The sequence below is a fragment of the Streptomyces sp. NPDC021749 genome (assembly GCF_040640655.1).
Taxonomy (GTDB): Bacteria; Actinomycetota; Actinomycetes; order Streptomycetales; family Streptomycetaceae; genus Streptomyces.
The window spans coordinates 51,005-71,270 of the sequence record NZ_JBFACE010000040.1 but is presented as its reverse complement, the minus strand read 5'-3'; the positions used below and the strand labels follow the sequence as shown (position 1 = coordinate 71,270).

General features: G+C 71.7%; 18 protein-coding genes and 2 pseudogenes. 11 read left to right on the top strand and 9 right to left on the bottom strand.

Annotation, left to right across the window (positions count from 1 at the left end; translation table 11 throughout):
* The 5 genes and pseudogenes from AB0G35_RS30290 to AB0G35_RS30270 all read left to right on the top strand — a co-directional run.
* Positions 1-444 (top strand): annotated as a pseudogene (locus AB0G35_RS30290) (acetyl-coenzyme A synthetase); the annotation flags it as partial.
* Positions 445-730: 286 nt separating this feature from the next.
* Positions 731-2,128 carry a Na+/H+ antiporter NhaA gene (nhaA, locus tag AB0G35_RS30285; protein WP_360956096.1) on the top strand — a complete coding sequence of 466 codons (1,398 nt, stop codon included), beginning with the start codon at positions 731-733 and terminating at the stop codon, positions 2,126-2,128.
* Positions 2,129-2,172: 44 nt separating this feature from the next.
* The gene (locus AB0G35_RS30280; RefSeq protein WP_360956094.1) at positions 2,173-2,631 is read left to right on the top strand and encodes a phage holin family protein; all 459 of its coding nucleotides are present in this window, start codon (positions 2,173-2,175) and stop codon (positions 2,629-2,631) included.
* Positions 2,628-3,566 carry an alpha/beta hydrolase gene (locus AB0G35_RS30275; protein WP_360956092.1) on the top strand — a complete coding sequence of 313 codons (939 nt, stop codon included), beginning with the start codon at positions 2,628-2,630 and terminating at the stop codon, positions 3,564-3,566. Before AB0G35_RS30280 ends, AB0G35_RS30275 begins: the two co-directional genes overlap by 4 nt.
* A gap of 144 nt (positions 3,567-3,710) precedes the next feature.
* Positions 3,711-3,908, top strand: coding sequence for a hypothetical protein (locus AB0G35_RS30270; RefSeq protein WP_360956090.1), 198 nt, complete (start codon positions 3,711-3,713; stop codon positions 3,906-3,908).
* A gap of 98 nt (positions 3,909-4,006) precedes the next feature.
* Here the strand turns inward: AB0G35_RS30270 and AB0G35_RS30265 are convergent, their stop codons facing one another.
* The 3 genes from AB0G35_RS30265 to nth are packed head-to-tail and all read right to left on the bottom strand — an operon-like array spanning position 4,007 to position 7,118.
* A complete protein-coding gene (locus tag AB0G35_RS30265; RefSeq protein ID WP_360956088.1) occupies positions 4,007-5,206 on the bottom strand; it encodes a MarP family serine protease in 1,200 nt (399 codons plus the stop codon).
* 13 nt (positions 5,207-5,219) lie between these two features.
* Entirely contained in the window at positions 5,220-5,957 is a 738-nt protein-coding gene (locus tag AB0G35_RS30260; RefSeq protein WP_360956086.1) for a CoA pyrophosphatase, read from the bottom strand.
* Positions 5,958-6,017: 60 nt separating this feature from the next.
* Positions 6,018-7,118 carry an endonuclease III gene (nth, locus tag AB0G35_RS30255; RefSeq protein WP_360956084.1) on the bottom strand — a complete coding sequence of 367 codons (1,101 nt, stop codon included), beginning with the start codon at positions 7,116-7,118 and terminating at the stop codon, positions 6,018-6,020.
* A gap of 433 nt (positions 7,119-7,551) precedes the next feature.
* Here nth and AB0G35_RS30250 point away from each other — a divergent pair, with 433 nt between their 5' ends.
* Both AB0G35_RS30250 and AB0G35_RS30245 read left to right on the top strand, forming a co-directional pair.
* The gene (locus AB0G35_RS30250; RefSeq protein WP_006604164.1) at positions 7,552-8,226 is read left to right on the top strand and encodes a Crp/Fnr family transcriptional regulator; all 675 of its coding nucleotides are present in this window, start codon (positions 7,552-7,554) and stop codon (positions 8,224-8,226) included.
* Positions 8,227-8,407: 181 nt separating this feature from the next.
* Entirely contained in the window at positions 8,408-9,271 is an 864-nt protein-coding gene (locus tag AB0G35_RS30245) for a nucleotidyltransferase domain-containing protein (RefSeq protein WP_360956082.1), read from the top strand.
* Between the two features lie 88 nt (positions 9,272-9,359).
* On the opposite strand, the gene AB0G35_RS30240 is transcribed toward AB0G35_RS30245, so the two are convergent.
* The 4 genes and pseudogenes from AB0G35_RS30240 to AB0G35_RS30225 form a co-directional block, all read right to left on the bottom strand.
* A complete protein-coding gene (locus AB0G35_RS30240) occupies positions 9,360-10,196 on the bottom strand; it encodes an MBL fold metallo-hydrolase (protein WP_360956080.1) in 837 nt (278 codons plus the stop codon).
* A 236-nt stretch (positions 10,197-10,432) separates the two neighbouring features.
* A pseudogene (locus tag AB0G35_RS30235) lies at positions 10,433-11,326 on the bottom strand (NUDIX hydrolase); the annotation flags it as partial.
* Positions 11,327-11,505: 179 nt separating this feature from the next.
* On the bottom strand, positions 11,506-11,976 hold the full coding sequence (locus AB0G35_RS30230) for a RidA family protein (protein ID WP_360956078.1): 471 nt from the start codon (positions 11,974-11,976) through the stop codon (positions 11,506-11,508).
* On the bottom strand, positions 11,973-12,134 hold the full coding sequence (locus AB0G35_RS30225) for a DUF4177 domain-containing protein (protein WP_360956076.1): 162 nt from the start codon (positions 12,132-12,134) through the stop codon (positions 11,973-11,975). The genes AB0G35_RS30230 and AB0G35_RS30225 overlap by 4 nt, the downstream gene beginning before the upstream one ends.
* A gap of 175 nt (positions 12,135-12,309) precedes the next feature.
* Here AB0G35_RS30225 and AB0G35_RS30220 point away from each other — a divergent pair, with 175 nt between their 5' ends.
* Both AB0G35_RS30220 and AB0G35_RS30215 read left to right on the top strand, forming a co-directional pair.
* The gene (locus tag AB0G35_RS30220) at positions 12,310-13,290 is read left to right on the top strand and encodes an ArsA-related P-loop ATPase (protein WP_360956074.1); all 981 of its coding nucleotides are present in this window, start codon (positions 12,310-12,312) and stop codon (positions 13,288-13,290) included.
* Positions 13,287-14,627, top strand: a complete 1,341-nt coding sequence (locus AB0G35_RS30215) for an ArsA family ATPase (RefSeq protein ID WP_360956072.1) — start codon at positions 13,287-13,289, stop codon at positions 14,625-14,627. The genes AB0G35_RS30220 and AB0G35_RS30215 overlap by 4 nt, the downstream gene beginning before the upstream one ends.
* Before the next feature lie 158 nt (positions 14,628-14,785).
* Here AB0G35_RS30215 and AB0G35_RS30210 read toward each other — a convergent pair whose 3' ends face one another.
* On the bottom strand, positions 14,786-15,127 hold the full coding sequence (locus tag AB0G35_RS30210) for a WhiB family transcriptional regulator (protein WP_360956070.1): 342 nt from the start codon (positions 15,125-15,127) through the stop codon (positions 14,786-14,788).
* Positions 15,128-15,766: 639 nt separating this feature from the next.
* Here AB0G35_RS30210 and AB0G35_RS30205 point away from each other — a divergent pair.
* Positions 15,767-17,965 carry a transglycosylase domain-containing protein gene (locus AB0G35_RS30205; RefSeq protein WP_360956068.1) on the top strand — a complete coding sequence of 733 codons (2,199 nt, stop codon included), beginning with the start codon at positions 15,767-15,769 and terminating at the stop codon, positions 17,963-17,965.
* A gap of 319 nt (positions 17,966-18,284) precedes the next feature.
* On the opposite strand, the gene AB0G35_RS30200 is transcribed toward AB0G35_RS30205, so the two are convergent.
* The gene (locus tag AB0G35_RS30200; protein WP_360956066.1) at positions 18,285-18,749 is read right to left on the bottom strand and encodes a GatB/YqeY domain-containing protein; all 465 of its coding nucleotides are present in this window, start codon (positions 18,747-18,749) and stop codon (positions 18,285-18,287) included.
* Positions 18,750-19,005: 256 nt separating this feature from the next.
* Here AB0G35_RS30200 and AB0G35_RS30195 point away from each other — a divergent pair, with 256 nt between their 5' ends.
* On the top strand, positions 19,006-19,932 hold the full coding sequence (locus tag AB0G35_RS30195; RefSeq protein ID WP_360956064.1) for a metallophosphoesterase: 927 nt from the start codon (positions 19,006-19,008) through the stop codon (positions 19,930-19,932).
* Positions 19,933-20,266: the final 334 nt, after the last annotated feature.

The window sequence follows — 20,266 nt, the reverse complement described above, 5'->3', positions numbered from 1 at the left end:
AAGGACGAGGACGGCGACATCTGGCTGCTCGGCCGGGTCGACGACGTGATGCTGGTGTCCGGGCACAACATCTCCACCACCGAGGTCGAGTCCGCGCTGGTCTCGCACCCGAAGGTGGCCGAGGCGGCGGTCGTCGGCGCCACCGATCCGCAGACCACCCAGGCCATCTGCGCCTTCGTCATCCTGCGCGGCACCGCAGCGGAGGACGAGGGGCTGGTCGAGGAGCTGCGCGCCCACGTCGCCCGGCAGCTCGGCCCGATCGCCAAGCCCAAGCGGATCCTGCCGGTCGCGGAGCTGCCCAAGACCCGCTCCGGCAAGATCATGCGGCGGCTGCTGCGTGACGTCGCCGAGAACCGCGACCTCGGGGACGTCTCGACGCTGACCGACTCCTCGGTCATGGAGCTGATCCAGGCGAAGCTGCCGAGCGCGGCCTCCGAGGACTGATCCGGACCGCGCACGGAAAGGGGCACCGGGCCGGGAGCGGCCCGGCGCCCCTGCGTGCGTACGCGGCTCCCACGGGCTCCCCTCCGGCAGCCCGCCGCCGCCAGCCCTCCCCTCCAGCGGCCGGACGCCCGAATTGCCCGTAAAGTGAGGCCACCGGATACTCCCGCGCGCCCGCCCGGTACAGTGGGAACCGCGTCAATGAGGCGCTAAGAAGCTCTGGTGCGCCGGGAAGTCTGGTCGGCAACTGCACAGCCGTACACAGCTGCCGAAGGCCGGAGGTCACCGCGTGAGCGCGCCCACGAACACCCGCCGATCCATATTCCTCGGGCGGATGTCCCTGCCCGAGCGGAATTTCGTTGCCGAAGCGCTGCGTGCCGAGACCGTCGGCGGAGTCCTCCTCCTCGTCGCCGCCGTGGCCGCGCTGATCTGGGCGAACACCCTCGGCGGAAGCTACGAGGCGGTCCGCGGCTTCCATCTCGGCCCGGCCTCGCTCGGCCTGGATCTCTCGCTCCAGCACTGGTCCGCCAACGGCCTGCTGGCCCTCTTCTTCTTCGTCGCCGGCATCGAGCTCAAGCGCGAACTGGTCGCCGGCGAACTGCGCGACCCCAAGGCCGCCGCGCTCCCGGTCATCGCCGCCCTCTGCGGCATGGTGACGCCCGCGGTCGTCTACCTCACCGTCAACGGCCTCGGCGGCGGCTCCCTGCAGGGCTGGGCCGTCCCCACCGCCACCGACATCGCCTTCGCGCTGGCCGTCCTCGCCGTGATCGGCACCTCGCTGCCCGCCGCGCTGCGCGCCTTCCTGCTCACCCTCGCCGTCGTCGACGACCTCTTCGCGATCCTGATCATCGCGGTCTTCTTCACCGCGACGATCAACTTCCTGGCACTCGGCTTCGCCGCCGTCGGCCTGGCCGCGTTCTACCTGCTGCTGCGCAAGGGCGTCCGCGGCTGGTACGTCTACGTGCCCCTCGGCGTGGTCATCTGGGCGCTGATGGAGAACAGCGGGGTGCACGCCACCATCGCGGGCGTCGCCATGGGCCTGATGCTGCGCTGCCACCGCCGCGACGGCGAGACGCAGTCCCCCGGCGAGCGCATCGAGCACCTGGTCCGCCCGCTGTCGGCCGGTCTGGCGGTGCCGCTGTTCGCCCTGTTCTCCGCGGGTGTGTCGCTCTCCGGCGGCGCCCTCCACGAGGTCTTCACCCGCCCGGAGACGCTCGGTGTCGTCCTCGGCCTGATAGTGGGCAAGGCGCTGGGCATCTTCGGCGGCACCTGGTTCACCGCCCGCTTCACCAAGGCCGAGCTGAATCCCGACCTCAGGTGGCCGGACGTCTTCGCGCTCGCTTCCCTGGCCGGCATCGGCTTCACCGTCTCCCTGCTGATCGGCGAGCTCGCCTTCGCCGGCAATGCCGCGCTGACCGACGAGATCAAGGCATCGGTGCTGGTCGGCTCGCTGCTCGCGGCCGTCTTCGCGGGCATCCTGCTCAAGATCCGCAACGCCGAGTACAAGAAGCTGACGGAGGAGGAGGAGCGCGACGAGGACCAGGACGGCATCCCCGACATCTACGAACTCGACAAACCGGAATACCACCTTCGGATGGCCGCGATCCACGAGGCAAAGGCCGCCGAACACCGGCGGCTTGCCGAAGTGGCCTCCGGCACGCACGCCGGAGACGATGGTCCGGCATGATCTGAGAGGCTTTGCATCCGGTTGACGAGATGAGGGAGACGGCGATGAGCGCAGCCGACACAGGCGCGGACCGCAGCCTCGGGCAGCTGGTGGCCACGGCCACCGCCGAGATGTCCGCACTGGTGCACGACGAGATCGCGCTGGCCAAGGCGGAACTGCGGCAGGACGCCAAGCGGGCCGGCATCGGCAGCGCCGCATTCGTCGTGGCGGGCGCGCTGGCGCTGTTCGCGCTGCCGGTGCTCAGCTTCGCGGCGGCGTACGGCATCCACAACCTCGGCCTGGGGCTCGCCTGGTCCTTCCTGATCGTGGGTGGCGCCTTCCTGGTCCTCGCCGGTCTGCTGGCCCTCATCGCCATGGCCAAGATCAAGAAGATCAAGAAGCCGGAGAAGTCGATGAACTCCGCCAGAAAGACCGCGGCCGTGCTGCAGAACGCCAAGCCGCACCCCCGCGTGGAGACCAAGGGCCATCCGGTCCTGGAGTCTGTGACACGCTCGTCGGTATGACAGCCCCTGACAGCACCGCCTCGGTCGTCCGGCTCGGCGTCCCCGGCGACAGAGAGGTGTCGCACCGCGACGTCGCGGCGAACGGCGCACGCTTCCACATCGCCGAGATGGGCGACGGCCCGCTGGTGCTCCTGCTGCACGGCTTCCCGCAGTTCTGGTGGACCTGGCGGCAGCAGCTCCCGGCGCTCGCCGACGCGGGCTTCCGCGCGGTGGCGATGGACCTGCGCGGCGTCGGCGGCAGCGACCGCACCCCGCGCGGCTACGACCCGGCGAACCTCGCACTGGACGTCACGGGCGTCATACGGTCCCTGGGCGAACCGGACGCCGCACTCGTCGGGCACGACCTCGGCGGCTATCTCGCCTGGACCGCGGCGGTGATGCGGCCGAAGCTGGTCCGCCGGCTCGCGGTGGCCTCGATGCCGCACCCGCGGCGCTGGCGCGCGGCGATGCTCGCCGACGTCCGGCAGAGCGCCCGCAGTTCGCACATCTGGAGCTTCCAGCGGCCCTGGCTGCCGGAGCGGCGGCTGGCCGCGGACGACGCGGCGCTGGTCGGCCGGATGATCCGGGACTGGTCCGGGCCCCAACTGCCGGACGACGAGGCGGTAGAGGTCTACCAACGGGCGATGAGCATCCCGTCGACCGCGCACTGCTCGATCGAGCCGTACCGCTGGATGGTGCGCTCGCTGGCCCGCCCCGACGGCATCCAGTTCAACCGCCGGATGAAACTGCCGGTCCGGGTCCCGACCCTGCATCTGCACGGGTCGCTGGACCCCGTGATGCGCACCCGCAGCGCGGCCGGCTCCGGCGAGTACGTCGAAGCCCCTTACCGCTGGCGGCTGTTCGACGGCCTCGGGCACTTCCCGCACGAGGAGGACCCGGTGGCGTTCTCCACCGAGCTGATCAACTGGCTGAAGGACCCGGAACCGGACCGCTGACCGGGGCAGCGCGCACCGCTCGGCGGAGCGCGTTCAGCCAGCGCTCGAACGTCCGTGTGGTGAACGGCGACTTGCCCGGCGCATAGGCCAATTGGCCGTCCCCGAGGCGGTTACGGACCTTGGGCCACGGGCAGAGTCGAGGGTATGGGCTGGACGCACGACTACCGTGACGTGGCACGCAACCGCCGCAGCAGTGCCGCTGCAGTGGGCACTCAGGACAGGGGCACTCCGGACCTCGGGTCCGGCGCGTCCCCCGATCCGGCGCATCCGATGGGCATTCCGCGCATCCTGCGCCGCCGGGCGCGCTGGATGAGCGCGCGCCTGCGCCATCCCCGCACCTGACCGCGCGCCCGACGCCCCGGCAGCGCCCGGACGGTGCCGTACGCCCCCCTGTCGGTGCGCTACGCCCCGCCGAGGCCCTGTGAGGGCGCTCCGGCCGCTCAGATCGCGCAGCCCTGGCTGTCGACCTGCCGCTCGGCCGTACGCCCCTTGAGGACGTCCTGGCGGACCTCGTCGGCGGTGAGCGCATAACCGGTGTGCGCGTCGTCCCGCGACTTCGCGAACACGACGCCGTAGACCTCGCCCCGGGGCGTGAGCAGCGGGCCGCCGGAATTGCCCGGACGGACCGTGGCGAAGAGCGAGTAGACATCGCGGCCGAGCGTGCCGCGCTGGTAGATGTCCGGGCCGTTGGCCTGGATACGGCTGCGGATCCGGGCCGCGCGGACGTCATAGCCGCCGTTCTCCGGGAAGCCGGCGACGATCGCGCTCCTGCCACTGCTCGCGTCCTCGCCGGCGAAGCGCAGCGCCGGGGCGTTGAGCGAGGGCACATCCAGCACCGCGATATCGCGCCGCCAGTCGTAGAGCACGACCTTGGCGCCGTACGTGCGGCCCTCGCCGCCGATCTGGACCGTCGGCTCGCTCACCCCGCCGACGACATGGGCATTGGTCATCACGCGGTGCCGTCCGAAGACGAAACCGGTGCCTTCGAGGACCTTGCCGCAGCTGGGTGCCGTACCGACGACCTTGACGATGCTGCGCTTGGCCTTCGCCGCCACCGGGCCGCTGGCCAGCTGCGGGTCGGGCGCCGGCACATTGTGGATCGGCTCGTTGGAGAACGGCGTGAAGACCTGCGGGAAGCCGTTCTGCGCGAGCACCGACGAGAAGTCCGCGAACCACGTGCTGGCCTCCGGCGGCATCACCCGGGACACCCCGAGCAGCACCTTGGAGTTACGGACCTCCTTGCCGAGCGTGGGCAGCGACGTCCCGGCCAGCGCCGAGCCGATCAGCCAGGCGACCAGCAGCATCGCGACGACGTTGACCAGCGCTCCGCCGGTCGCGTCCAGCGCTCTCGCCGGTGACCAGGTGATGTGGCGGCGGAGTTTGTTGCCCAGATGAGTGGTGAGCGCCTGGCCCACGGACGCGCAGACGATCACGATGGCGACCGCCGCGATGGCCGCGAAGGTACCGGGCGTGGCGTCGCCGGTCACCTCGTTCCAGATCACGGGCAGCACATAGACCGCGATCAGGCCGCCTCCGAGGAAGCCGATCACGGAAAGGATGCCGACGACGAAGCCTTGTCGGTAGCCCACGATCGCGAACCACACGGCCGCGACCAGCAGCAGAATGTCCAGGACGTTCACGGCGGACACCGTCTCACGAGCGCCAGTCGAGCGGGACCTGCTTGTCACGGTCCCACGGAATCTCCCACCCCGCGTAGTACAGGATCCGGTCGATCACCCCGGCCGTAAAGCCCCAGACCAGGGCGTTCTCGACGAGGAAGGCCGGACCGATGTGACCACTGGGGTGGCGCGCGGTCACACGATGGGCGGGGTCCGTGAGGTCGGCCACCGGCGCCGTGAACACCCGGGCGGTCTCCGCCTGGTCCACCGGTCCGACCGGACTCGGCCGCCGCCACCAGCCCAGCACCGGGGTCACCACGAAGCCGCTGACGGGGATGTACAGCCGCGGCAGCACACCGAAGACCTGCACGCCGGACGGGTCGAGGCCGGTCTCCTCCTGGGCCTCGCGGAGCGCCGCCCGCACCGGACCGGCCCCCTCCGGATCGCCGTCCTCCGGGTCGAGGGCGCCACCGGGGAACGAAGGTTGGCCCGCATGGGAGCGCAGGGTGCCGGCCCGCTCCATCAGGAGCAGCTCGGGGCCGCGCGGACCGTGGCCGAAGAGGATCAGCACCGCGGACTGCCGGCCGCCGTCCTCGGGCGGCAGAAAGCGGCTGAGCTGGTGCGGCTCGACCGTGGCGGCCGCGCGGGCCACCGGTTCCAGCCACTCGGGCAGGCCGTCGGCCGAGACCGTGACCTCCCCGCCGGGCGCCGCGCCGGAGGCCGCCCCGACGCCCGTCTCCTCGCCGTACTGCTGCTCCCGTGCACTCCTCATACGCGCCCCCTCAGGCCTGGCTTGGATCATCGGTCCCCCGAGGGGGCGTCGCGGCTGCCGTCATGAAGCGGCGGCCGGGGGCGCCAGCGGAGGCGCCGGCTGCCCCGGGTAGTCCGGCGGCGGCTTCAGACGCTGGCCCGGCTGGCCGCCCAGCTCGTACTTCAGCAGCTTCCTGGCCTTCTCCGGATCCGTCTCGCCCTCACCGTACGAGGGGCACAGCGGGGCGATGGCGCAGGCCCCGCAGGCGGGCTTGCGGGAGTGGCACACCCGGCGGCCGTGGAAGACGACGCGGTGCGAGAGCATCGTCCACTCGCTCTCGGGGAAGATCGCCGCGACGTCCGCCTCGACCTTCTCCGCGTCCTGTTCGGCGGTCCAGCCGAAGCGGCGGGCCAGCCGGCCGAAGTGGGTGTCGACGGTGATCCCGGGGACGCCGAAGGCGTTGCCGAGCACCACGTTGGCGGTCTTGCGGCCGACGCCGGGGAGCGTGACCAGATCCTCCAGGCGGCCCGGCACCTCTCCGCCGAAGCGGTCGCGCAGCGCGGCGGACAGGCCGAGCAGCGCCTTGCTCTTGGCCCGGAAGAAGCCGGTCGGCCGGATCAGCTCCTCCAGCTCCTCCGGGGGCATGGCGGCCATGTCCTCGGGCGTCGGGCAGACCGCGAACAGCCGTGGGGTGGTCTGGTTGACCCTCAGGTCGGTGGTCTGGGCCGACAGGACCGTGGCGACCAGCAGCTCGAAGGGGTTGCTGAAGTCCAGTTCGGGGTGCGCGTACGGATACAGCTCGGCGAGCCCGTCGTTGATCTGGTGGGCCCGGCGCACCATGGCCGCGCGCGACTCGGCCTTGCGCGCGGGGGCCTTCTTGGCGGGTGCGGTCTTCTTGGCGGGTGCGGCCTTCTTGGCGGGTGCGGCCTTCTTGGCGGGTGCGGCCTTCTTGGCGGGTGCGGCCTTCTTCGCCGCGCTCTTCTTGGCGGCGGTCTTCTTGGCGGTGGCCACGGTCTTCGTCGCCGTGGCCGCGGTCTTCTTGGCGGCCGTCTTCTTCGCGGTGGTCGTCTTCGCCGCGGGGGCCTTCTTCGCGGCGGCCTTCTTGTCCGTGGCCGTCTTGGCCGTGGCCTTCTTCGTGACGGCCTTCTTCGCGGCCGCCGGCTTCTCGGGGGTTTCGTTCACGGCCGCCTTCTTCCCTGCCGAGGTGGTACGTACCGAGGCCCGACCCGCCTCGTTCGTGTCCTGCGCCGCGGACCGCGACGCGCCGGGCTTCCGGACGGTCAGCTTCCGGGTGGAGCTCACCCCGGAGGACGATTTGTTACTTTTATCCGGATCGGAAGCTCCGCCGGACGCTTGTTCGCCCACAGCGGAATCATCTCCCGCGCTCACTCGTCCGGCCCCCAGTCCTCTGCTCTCACCGGCGTATTGGACACTCGGCCAGACTAAGGCCAGCCACTGACATCCGGCTCGATCACCGTGATCCCTGACTCCAATCGGCCCCCTGCCTTATGGCGCGAGCCACCGGTCCGGCAAACTTGTGATTGATCGCACTGTTTTGCATTCCGGCATGATGGGGACCACAGTCCCCCGGAGCATGTCGACAAGGAGAGATCTCGTGGACGACGTTCTGCGGCGCGCACCGCTCTTCGCGGCGCTCGATGACGAGCAGGCGGCCGAGCTGCGCGCCTCGATGGGAGAGGTCACGCTCGCCCGCGGCGACGCCCTGTTCCACGAAGGGGACCCCGGCGACCGCCTGTACGTGGTCACCGAGGGCAAGGTGAAGCTGCACCGCACCTCCCCCGACGGCCGGGAGAACATGCTCGCCGTCCTCGGTCCCGGTGAGCTGATCGGTGAGCTCTCGCTGTTCGACCCGGGCCCGCGCACGGCCACCGCATCCGCCCTCACCGAGGTCAAGCTCCTCGGTCTGGGCCACGGCGACCTCCAGCCCTGGCTCAATGCCCGCCCCGAGGTGGCCACGGCCCTGCTGCGTGCGGTCGCCCGCCGACTGCGCAAGACCAACGACCAGATGTCCGACCTGGTCTTCTCGGACGTTCCGGGCCGCGTGGCGCGCGCCCTGCTCGACCTGTCGCGCCGCTTCGGTGTGCAGTCCGAGGAAGGCATCCACGTCGTGCACGACCTGACCCAGGAGGAGCTGGCCCAGCTGGTGGGCGCCTCCCGCGAGACGGTCAACAAGGCCCTGGCGGACTTCGCGGGCCGCGGCTGGCTGCGCCTGGAGGCGCGCGCCGTGATCCTGCTGGACGTCGAGCGGCTCGCCAAGCGCTCGCGCTGACGCACCTGCCACTACGGCGAAGGGCCCTGCTCCGGCGGGGCCCTTCGCCGTGGCGAACGGACCTTCGCCGTGGCGAACGGACCTTCGCCGTGGTGAACGGCCATACGCCGTAGTGGCCCGGCTCCCGCTTCCCCGTGAAATACGGTCGCCCCGGGCCGTACGCCCCCGCCATAGTCGCGCCATGACGCAGGACGGGACACACGGCGGGACGGAGATCGGTACCGGCACCGGGGCCGGCCCCCGTACCGGCAAGGGACTGGACCACGACGGCTGCTTCGTACGGGAGGGCGCCCTGGAGCGGGTGCCTCCGGCGTTCGCGCCCGTGGTGGCGGGCCTGCGCTCCCGTATTGCGGACCACTTCGGCGATCGCCTGCACAGCAGCTACCTCTTCGGCAGCGTCCCCCGCGGCACCGCCGTCCCCGGCGTCTCCGATCTGGACGCCCTGCTCGCCCTACGGGACGAGCCGACCGACGACGACCGCGCCGCCGCCCGGGCCGTCGAGGAGGCGCTGGACACCGCGTTCCCGGAGATCGACGGCGCGGGGCTGCTGCTGTTCGGCGCCGACCGGCTGCTGAGCGCCCTGGAGCGGCACGACCTGGGCTGGTTCGTGGCCTGCCTGTGCACCCCGCTCGACGGGCCGGACCTCGCCGCCCGGCTGCCCCGTTACCGCCCCACCTCGCTCCTCGCCCGTGAGACCAACGGGGATCTCTACCGCGACCTCCCTGGTTTGCGCGCCAAGGCCGCGGCGGCCACCACGGAGGCCGCGCGCACCCGGCTCACCCGAGGCGTGGCGCGGCGGCTGGTACGCACCGGGTTCACGCTGGTCATGCCCCGCTGGGGCGGCTGGACCAGCGACCTGGCCGAGTCCGCGGAGGTCTTCGGCCGCTACTACCCGGCCCGCGCCGACCAGATGCGCGCCGCGGCCCGCGCCGCCCGCTCCCCCGCGGCGTATCCCCGCCTGCTGGACGAGCTGCTGTCCGGCCTGGCCCCCTGGCTGGCGGACGAATACCTCGCCGTCCACGGGGCGAAGGCGCCCCGCCCGTAGGAAGCGACCCGGCAGGGCCGCCCGCCGTGCCTCCCCGGGCGCGCGCCCGCAGGGGGCAGTCCTCGGCAGGGGGCAGTCCTCGGCAGGGTCACTCCTCGATCAGCCCGTGCTCCCCCAGGTACTCCAGCTGCGCCCGCACCGACAGTTCGGCGGCCGGCCACAGGGAGCGGTCGACATCGGCGTACACACTGGCGACGACCTCGGCCGGGGTCCGGTGGCCGGCCTCGACCGCGGTCTCCACCTGGGCGAGCCGGTGGGCACGGTGCGCCAGATAGAACTCCACCGCCCCCTGGGCATCGTTCAGCACCGGCCCGTGGCCCGGCAGGACCGTGGCCACCCCGTCGTCCACCGTGAGGGAGCGCAGCCGGCGCAGCGAGTCGAGATAGTCGCCCAGCCGCCCGTCGGGGTGTGCCACCACGGTGGTACCGCGCCCCAGGACCGTGTCACCGGTCACGACGGCGCGGTCGGCGGGGAGGTGGAAGGACAGCGAGTCCGCGGTGTGCCCCGGGGTGGGCACCACGCGCAGTTCGAGGCCGCCCGTGGTGATGACGTCCCCCGCGGCGAGCCCTTCGCCACCCAGGCGCAGCGCCGGATCCAGCGCCCTTACGGGCGACCGCGTCAGTTCGGCGAACCGGGTGGCGCCGTCCGCGTGATCCGGATGACCGTGGGTCAGCACGGTCAGCGCGATGCGCTTGCCGGCCCGTTCGGCGGTGTCGATGACGGCCTGGAGGTGGCCCTCGTCGAGCGGTCCGGGATCGATGACGACGGCCAGGTCGGAGTCGGGCTCGGCGACGATCCAGGTGTTGGTGCCGTCCAGGGTCATCGGCGACGGGTTGGGGGCCAGCACGCAGTGCGCCCGCGTAGTGGCGGGCCCGGAGATCACTCCGCCCCGGGGCTGTCCCGGGAGAGCGGCTGCGTCGGTCATGTGAGGGTCCCTCCCGAAGGGCCGGCGGCCCCGGATGTGCCGGTGGCCCCGGACGTGCCCGTGCCTCCCGGTGCGCCGATGGCCCCGGACGTGCCCGTGTCTCCCGGTGCGCCGGTGTTCCGCCGGGCCCCTGAGGGGCCGTCGGAACCGCCGCCCGCTTCAGCGGCCCCGTCCGCGACGGAACGGTCCCCGGCGGAACCGCCTTCAGCGGTCCCGTCCCCGCCACCGCCCCCCGGCGCGATGTGCTTGGTGAACTCGTCGTGCCCGGGCCAGCTCAGCACGATCTCTCCGCCCACCAGGCGCGCCTGCGCCAATACGGGCGTCAGATCCTGCGCCTCCGCGGCGGCCAGCGCGTCCGCGACGGTGGCGTGCGGCTCCAGCGAACGCAGCGTGGCGATGGTCGGCGGCATCATCAGCAGCTCGCCGCGGTCGTACCCGGCGGCCGCCTCGCCCGGCCGGATCCACAACGCGAGATCCGCCTCACCGGCGGCGACGGCGTTCCCCCCGGGGCTCACCGGCTGCCCCTGGGGAAGCGTGCGCTGGCCCTCGGGCAATGCGGCGACGAAGAACCACGTGTCATAGCGCCGGGGCTCGAACTCCGGGGTGATCCAGCGCGCCCAGGCGGCCAGCAGGTCGGAGCGCAGCACCAGGCCACGGCGGCTCAGGAAGTCGGCGAAGGACAGCTCGTGGGCCACCAGGGCGGCCCGGTCGGCCTCCCAGTCCTCGCCCGTGGTGTCCGCGACGACCGTGTCCGCCGAGTCCCCGGCGAGCAGCACGCCCGCCTCCTCGAACGTCTCCCGTACCGCCGCGCACACGATGGCCTGTGCGGTGGCCGGATCGACGCCCATACGGACCGCCCACTGGGCGCGCGACGGACCGGCCCACGCCACCGGGCGTTCGTCACGGGGATCGACCGCACCACCCGGATAGGCGTATGCGCCTCCGGCGAAGGCCATGGAGGTGCGTCTGCGCAGCATGTGGACGGTGGGGCCGTCGGTCTCGGTGTCGCGCAGCAGCAGGACGGTCGCGGCCCGGCGGGGCTCCGCAGGGGTCAGCTCACCGTTCGCGAGCGCCCGGATGCGGCCCGGCCACTCCGGTGGGTACCACTGGCCATTCGTCGTGGACGACATGGCCGGATGCTATGCGCTCGCGCGCGGATGTTCGAGGGGTCCTTTTCCGCCGGGCCGCAGCCGGCCACCGCTCCGGCCGGCCAGGGCCCGCCAGGACCGACGAGGGCGCCCACGGACACCACTCCGGTGGCCCCGTGGGCGCCCTTCGGTCCCTGGCGTCTGCCGGCCCCTCAGGACGCCTACGCCTCGTCCGCGACCTCGACCTGGATCTCTACCTCGACCGGCGCGTCGAGCGGCAGCACCGCCACGCCCACCGCCGAGCGGGCGTGCACGCCCTTGTCGCCGAGGATCTCGCCGAGCAGCTCGCTGGCGCCGTTGAGGACGCCCGGCTGGCCGGTGAAGTCCGGCGCGGAGGCCACGAAGCCGACGACCTTCACCACGCGCCGGATCTTGTCCAGGTCGCCGATGACGGACTTCACGGCGGCCAGCGCGTTGAGCGCACAGGTCGCGGCGAGCTCCTTGGCCTGCTCCGGGCTGACCTCGGCGCCCACCTTGCCGGTCGCCGGCAGCGCGCCGCCCACCATGGGCAGCTGGCCGGAGCTGAAGACGTACGAGCCGGAGCGCACCGCGGGCTGGTAGACGGCCAGCGGCGGCACGACGTCCGGCAGCTTCAGGCCGAGCTCCGCGATCTTGTCCTCCGCCGCGCTCACGCCTGCTTCTCCCGCTTCATGTAGGCCACCAACTGCTCGGGGTTGTTCGGGCCCGGCACGACCTGGACCAGTTCCCAGCCGTCCTCGCCCCAGGTGTCCAGAATCTGCTTCGTCGCGTGCACCAGCAGCGGCACGGTCGAGTATTCCCACTTGGTCATGGGCCGAGCGTAATGCCTGTCCGGTGCGCCGGCCGACGCCGTCCGCCGCGGGCCGCCCGGGCCCGTGCCGGACCGTCCCCTACGGGACATCCCTGACCCGGCACGGACGGATCTCAGGGTCTTCCCAGGCGTATCCCGTGCGTAGCCGCGACGCGGACTGGTTAGGCTCCTTTGCGTGAGCAGGCTCCATGTCGTCAGCGGCAAGGGCGGCACCGGCAAGACCACGGTCGCCGCTGCCCTCGCCCTCGCCCTGGCCACCGAGGGGCGCCGTACCCTCCTGGTCGAGGTCGAGGGCCGGCAGGGCATTGCCCAGCTGTTCGAGACCGAAGCGCTTCCCTACGAGGAGCGCAAGATCGCGGTGGGACCCGGCGGCGGCGAGGTCCACGCCCTGGCCATCGATGCCGAACGCGCCCTTCTGGACTACCTCCAGATGTTCTACAAGCTCGGCAGTGCGGGCCGGGCCCTGAAGAAGCTCGGCGCGATCGACTTCGCCACGACCATCGCCCCGGGACTGCGGGACGTCCTGCTGACCGGCAAGGCGTGCGAGGCGGTCCGCCGCAAGGACAAACAGGGCAGATTCGTCTACGACGCGGTGGTGATGGACGCCCCGCCGACCGGCCGCATCACCCGCTTCCTGAACGTCAACGACGAGGTGGCCGGCCTCGCGAAGATCGGCCCTATCCACAATCAGGCGCAGGCCGTGATGCGGGTCCTGAAGTCACCGGAGACCGCGGTCCATCTGGTCACCCTCCTGGAGGAGATGCCCGTCCAGGAGACCGCGGACGGCGTCGCCGAGCTGCGCGCCGCCGGCCTCCCCGTGGGCGGCATCGTCATCAACATGACCCGCCCCGCGCTGCTGGACAACGGCGATCTCGACCTCCTCGCGGCCCGCGGGGCGCGTGCCGGCGTCGCCAAGGCGCTCTCGCAGGCCGGGCTGGGCGGGGCCCGCCGCGGCGGGCTGGCCGACCGGCTGATCGACCCGCTGCTGGAGCAGGCCCGCGAACATGCCGAACGGGTCGAGCTGGAGCGCGCCGAGTACGCCGAGCTGACCGCGATCGGCCTGCCCACCTACGAGTTGGCGCTGCTCCCCGAGGGCGTTGACCTCGCCGGGCTGTACCAACTGGCCAGAGACCTGCGGAAACAGGGGCCCATATGACCTCGGACGACACGACGCTGGACGCCTCGGCCCCGCGGCTGGAGGTCGACACACTCCTCGACGACCCATGCACCCGCATCGTCGTGTGCTGCGGCTCCGGCGGGGTCGGCAAGACCACCACCGCCGCCGCGCTGGGCGTGCGCGCCGCCGAGCGCGGACGCAAGGTCGTGGTGCTGACCATCGACCCGGCCCGCCGGCTGGCGCAGTCGATGGGCATCTCCGAGCTCGACAACGTCCCCCGCCGGGTCAAGGGCGTGGACGAGGCCGCCGGCGGCGAACTGCACGCGATGATGCTGGACATGAAGCGCACCTTCGACGAGATCGTCGAGGGCCATGCGGACGCCGACCGGGCCCGCGCGATCCTGGAGAATCCCTTCTACCAGTCCCTGTCGGCCGGTTTCGCCGGCACGCAGGAGTACATGGCCATGGAGAAGCTGGGCCAGCTCCGGGCGAGCGACGAGTGGGACCTGATCGTCGTCGACACGCCGCCGAGCCGCTCCGCGCTGGACTTCCTGGACGCGCCCAAACGCCTCGGCTCCTTCCTGGACGGCAAGTTCATCCGGGTCCTGATGGCGCCCGCGAAGGTCGGCGGCCGGGCCGGCATGAAGTTCCTGAACGTCGGCATGTCGATGATGACCGGCACGCTCAGCAAGCTCATGGGCGGTCAACTCCTGCGCGACGTCCAGACGTTCGTGGCCGCCATGGACACCATGTTCGGCGGCTTCCGCACCCGCGCCGACGCCACCTACCGTCTGCTGCAGGCCCCCGGCACGGCGTTCCTCGTGGTCGCCGCGCCGGAACGGGACGCGCTGCGCGAGGCGGCGTACTTCGTCGAGCGGCTGGCCGCCGAGCAGATGCCGCTGGCCGGCCTGGTCCTCAACCGGGTGCACGGCAGCGGCGCCGCCCAACTCAGCGCCGAGCGCGCGCTGGCAGCCGCGGAGACCCTCGGCGAGGGCCTCACGGAGGACGAGGGCACCGGCGACGTCCACACCGAAAATAATCTTGAACCAACCGGCATTGTGGATCTCGACGGCGGGAAGGATGCAACCGGTACCGCCGGCGGCCTCTCCCCCGCTGCCGCGGCGGACCCGGCAGCACCCACCTCTGCCTCGGCGGCTCAACTGGCCGCCGGGCTCCTCCGCCTGCACGCGGAACGTATGCAGGTCCTCGCGCGCGAACGGCGCACCCGGGACCGCTTCACCGCGCTCCATCCCGAGGTCCCGGTGACGGAGGTCGCCGCCCTCCCCGGCGACGTCCACGACCTCGCGGGCCTGCGCGCCATCGGCGACCGCTTGGCGCTGGACGGCACCGCGACGGACCCCGACGCCGACGACTGAACGACGGCCGAATCCGCCGAACGAACCGCCGGCCGAACCGCCGACGACCGACACACCGAAGACACCGACACACCGAAGACGCCGGGCGCACCGAACCCCACGGGTACGGCCGCCCCACCAGCCCTGTTCCGCCGACCGGTCGCCTCCCGGCCGTCCGGCTATCCGACCGCGGCGTACTCGTCGAAGGTCTCGTCCTCACAGTCCACCGGCAGGATCCCGGTGCTGCGCTCGTATTCCGTGCGCGCCGTCTCCAAGAGACGACGCCATGACGTCACGGTCGGGCGGCGACGCAGCAGCGCCCTCCGCTCCCGCTCGGTCATTCCGCCCCACACGCCGAACTCCACCCGGTTGTCCAGGGCGTCGGCCAGGCATTCCGTACGCACCGGACACCCGGTGCACACCGCCTTGGCGCGATTCTGCGCCGCACCCTGAACGAACAGTTCGTCCGGATCGGTAGTGCGGCAGGCTGCCTGTGCATTCCAGTCGGTTACCCAGCTCATGCTGGCGCCGTCCTCTCCCGAATCGAGGCTCCCCCACGGCGGCGAACGGCATATTCACCGTTGCCAGTTGAGGACGTTACGGAAGGCGGACAGGGCGCAACACCCCCTTCGGGCCCAATCTTGAATGGCCCGAACGGACTATGCGTACGCGGCAGATCACCCAACGGAGTGACCGTGCGGCATACGTCGCATTACGCGCAAGTCAGGACAGTTCGCCGTCCTGACACGGGTTTTCTGTCGAAGGCACGGACACGTGGGGGCGCGATCCGCGAGGAGTAGGGGTTGACGAACTGGGGCGTAACCATTCGGCGGCGGCAACTGAGTACAGGCTAAGCGAACAGGTGCGCCCCTGTCCGGCGAATGGGAACCTCGGCCCCTCACGCGCGAGGCAACCGCACCCGTAGGGTCATCCACCGGCCATCGACGGACGACATCCGGCCGAGCACCAAGATCACATCCGGCCGGATACGGAGATCACCGAGCGCACCACCCCGGAGACCCGCGCCCGTACGGGCGCAGAGGCCCCAGAGGTCACAGAGGTCACGGCCGGACCGTCGCCGAGGTCACGACCCGGTGTGCGAACGGCCCCGGGCCCCCCGCTCCGTCCGCACGTGTGTGGCAACGGATTAGGCTGCCTCCATGGCTAAGAAGCGCGATGGCGGCGGTCTGTCCACAACGCAGCGGACCGCCAGGTTCCTCGGGGTCAGCGTGCTGGCCGGGACGGTGCTCGCCGGTCTCGCGCTGCCGGCGGCCGGGGCGCTGGGCCTCGTCGCCAAGGGTTCGGTCGAGGGCTTCGACGAGATCCCGGCGAACCTCAAAACGCCACCGCTCAGCCAGCGGACCACCATCCTGGACTCGGACGGCGGGGAGATCGCCAAGGTCTATTCCCGTGACCGCACGGTCGTGAGCCTCAAGGACATGTCGCCGTACATCCAGCAGGCGATCGTCGCCATCGAGGACGCGCGGTTCTACCAGCACGGCGCCATCGACGTGAAGGGCATCCTGCGGGCGCTCAACAAGAACGCCCAGTCCGGCGGCGTCTCCCAGGGCGCGTCGACGCTGACCCAGCAGTACGTGAAGAACGTGTTCGTCGAGGAGGCCGGCGACGACCCGGACAAGGTCGCGCAAGCCACCCAGCAGACGATCGGCCGCAAGGTCAAGGAGCTCAAGTACGCGATCCAGGTCGAGAAGGAACTCGGCAAGCGCAAGATCCTGCAGAACTACCTCAACATCACCTTCTTCGGCGAGCAGGCGTACGGCGTCGAGGCGGCCGCCCAGCGGTACTTCAGCAAGCACGCGAAGGACCTGAACCTGGAGGAGTCGGCGCTGCTGGCCGGCATCGTCCAGTCGCCGAGCCGCTACGACCCGGTCAACGACCCGCAGGAGGCCACCCGGCGGCGCAACACCGTGCTGCAGCGGATGGCCGACCTGAAGGACATCACCCAGGAGCAGGCCGACGCGGCCGCCCAGAAGCCGATCAAGCTGGCGGTCAGCCGGCCCAAGAACGGCTGCATCACCGCCTCCGACGGCGCCGGTTTCTTTTGCGACTACATCCGCAAGGTCTTTCTCGGCGACAAGGCTTTCGGCAAGACCCGCAAGGCCCGTCTGAAGCGCTGGGACCAGGGCGGGCTGACCATCCGCACCACCCTCGACCGGCAGACCCAGAAGTCGATCCAGGCCTCCATCGCCAAGCACGTCTACGAGCAGGACCCGGTCGCCACCGCCGCCACCATCGTGGAGCCCGGCACCGGCAAGATCCTCGGCATGGGCCAGTCGCGGCCGTACGGCTTCCGCGGGAACCAGACCATGATCAACCTCTCGGTCGACCACAACATGGGCGGCGGCGCCGGCTACCAGCCCGGTTCGACCTTCAAGCCGGTGATCGCGGCGGCCGCCCTGGAGCAGGGCACCAGCCCCGAGCAGGAGTACCCCTCGCCGTACCGGATGCCGTACCCGAGCCCGGTGCAGACCTGTGACGGCGAGTGGCACGGCACCTCCGCCGACGTGACGCAGAACGAGAACCGCAAGGAGGTCGGCCCGTACGCCATGAAGGAGGCGACCGCGAAGTCGGTCAACACCTACTTCGTGCAGCTGATCAGCGACATCGGCATCTGCCCCGCCGTCAAGATGGCCCAGAAGATGGGCATCGAGCGGGCCGACGGCAAGCCCTTGCAGCAAGTTCCGTCGATGACGCTCGGTGTGCAGGAGATGTCGCCGCTGACCATGGCATCCGGTTACGCCGCCTTCGCCAACGGCGGCGAGTACTGCTCGCCGGTCGCCATCGAGTCGATCACCGATGCCCGCGGCCGGTCCCTGAAGGTTCCGCAGACCAGCTGCCGTACGGCGATGTCCAAGAAGACCGCGGACACGATCAACACCCTCCTCAAGGGCGTCGTCGAGGACGGCACCGGCAAGGAGGCCGGCCTGCAGGGCCGCGACAGCGCGGGCAAGACCGGAACCACCGACAGCCGCTACGCCGCCTGGTTCGTCGGCTACACCCCGAACGCGGCCGGCGCCGTCTGGGTGGGTGACCCCCAGCACCAGCGCAAGATGTACAACATCACGATCGGCGGCGTACCCCATGACAAGGTCTACGGCGCCGACACCCCCGGCCCCATCTGGCGCGACGCGATGACCGGCGCCCTGGCCGGCCGGCCCGCGCCCGCCCTGCCCACCGTCCCGATCGGCGACCCCGCCAAGGACAAGGACAAGGGCGCGGGCGACGACAAGGGCCGCGGCAAGCACAAGCCCGGCCGCGGCGGCGACAACAAGCCCGGCGGCGGCTGGCACCTCCCCGGCTGGCCCGACATCCTGGGCGGCGGCAACGGCGGCTGGTGACGGCCCAGTTGGCGCCCGCGCCGTGAGGCGGTCCGCGTCCTGAGACGGTCCGCGTCGCGGGGCCGTCCGCGTCGCGGGGCCGTCCTCGTCATGAGACCGTCTGCGTCTTGAGACCGTCTGCGTCTTGAGACTGTCTGCGTCTTGAAGCGGACGGCATCCTGAAGCCCGAGAGACACGCGAGGGGCCGCCCCAGCACCGGCCGGGGCGGCCCCTCGTGCGTCGGCAGCAGGCGTCCAAAACCTCCGTCCGGCACCCACAGGCGTCCGAACTCCCGCCCGGACGCTCAGCCGACCAGAACGTCCGTCCGTATCGATGGACGTCAGCCGGCCAGCAGCTTCTTCACCATCGCGGCCACCCGGCCGCCCTCGGCGCGCCCGGCCACCTTCGGGTTGACGATCTTCATGACCGCGCCCATCGCCTTCGGCCCCTCGGCGCCGCTGCCCTTGGCCTCCGCCACCGCCTCCGCGACCAGCGACTCCAGCTCCTCGTCGGTCAGCTGCTTGGGGAGGTAGTCGGCGAGCACCTCGCCCTCGGCGCGCTCCCGGGCGGCCGACTCGGTCCGGCCGCCCTGCTCGAAGGCCTCCGCGGCCTCCCGGCGCTTCTTCGCCTCCCGCGCGATGATCTTCTCGACCTCGCCGTCGGACAGCTCGCGCGCCTCCGTGCCCGCGACCTCCTCCTTCTGGATGGCGGTCAGCGTGAGACGGAGGGTGGAGGAACGCAGTTCGTCGCGCGCCTTGATCGCTACGGTGAGGTCGTCCTGCAGCTTGGTCTTGAGCGTGGTCATGCCGTCGAGTATGCCCTCACCCACCGACAACCGCCGCGCCTTTTCCCCGCGCCCGCCCCGAGCCCGCGGCCCGCCGCGCCCCGACCGCCGGGCCTTAACCGGCCCGCCGGGCCCCACCCGTCCGCGCCCGGCCCCGCCCCACCCGTTCCGCGGCGCCCCATCCGTCCCCGCCGGCACCCACCCCTCTCGGCACCCGTCCGCGTCTCCCCGCCCCTCCGGTGTACCGACCCCTCGCCACTCTGCGACGATGGGAGCCATGCGCGCGCGATACGGAGTACCTCTGACCCTGACCGCAGTCGGCGCGGCCGGCCTCGCCTACGCCGCCGGCTACGAAGTCCGCTCCTTCCGCCTGAGGCGGGTCACCGTCCCCGTACTGCCGCGCGGAATGCGCCCGTTGCGCGTCCTGCAGGTCTCGGACATCCACATGGTCAGCGGGCAGCGCAAGAAGCAGCGTTGGCTGCAGTCGCTGGCCGGTCTGCGCCCCGACTTCGTCATCAACACGGGTGACAACCTCTCCGACCCCGAGGGCGTCCCGGAGACCCTGGACGCGCTCGGTCCCCTGATGGAGTTCCCCGGTGCCTACGTCTTCGGCTCGAACGACTACTACGGCCCCCGGCTCCGCAACCCGGCCCGCTACCTGATCGAGCGGGTCCAGGGGCGCCACGGCCTCAACGGCAACGCCCCCGTCGTGGGCGCCGTCCACAACCCGTGGGAAGAGCTGCGCGACGCCTTCGACGCGGCCGGCTGGGTGGGCCTGTCCAACACCCGCGGCCGCCTCAAACTGGAGGGCGTCGAGATCGCCCTCACCGGCCTGGACGACCCGCACATCAAGCGCGACCGGTACGCCGAGGTGGCCGGCGGCCCCGAATCCGGCGCCGACCTCTCCCTCGCCGTCGTCCACGCCCCGTACCTGCGCTCCCTGGACGCCTTCGCCGCCGACGGCTACCCGCTGATCCTGGCCGGCCACACCCACGGCGGCCAGCTCTGCATCCCCTTCTACGGGGCGCTCGTCACCAACTGCGACATCGACACCGGCCGGGTCAAGGGCCTCTCCACCCACACCGCCGCCGGCCGCACCTCCTACCTCCACGTCTCCGCCGGCTGCGGCACCAACCGCTACACCCCGGTCCGCTTCGCCTGCCCCCCGGAAGCAACCCTCCTCACCCTTACGGCCCGCGACTGAGCTGTCGGGCTGATCCGGGGCGGCCGGGCGGCCGGGGGCAGGTGGTCCGGGGCGGCCGGGACGGTAGCGCTGGGCGGCGGAACTGGTGGTGCGGGGCGGTCGAACCGGTAGTCCGGGCGGCCGAACCGGTAGTCCGAAGTGGCCGGGCCGGTAGTCGGGACGGCCGCCCGCCCTGGTGATCCGGACGAGGGCCCGCCCTGATGGTCCGGAGGACCGCCTGCCGTGGTGGTCCGGACGAGTGCCGCCCTGGTGGTCCGGACGAGTGCCCTGGGAGTCCGGACGACGGCCCTGATGGTCCGGACGACCGCCCTGGGAATCCGGACGACAGGCCCGG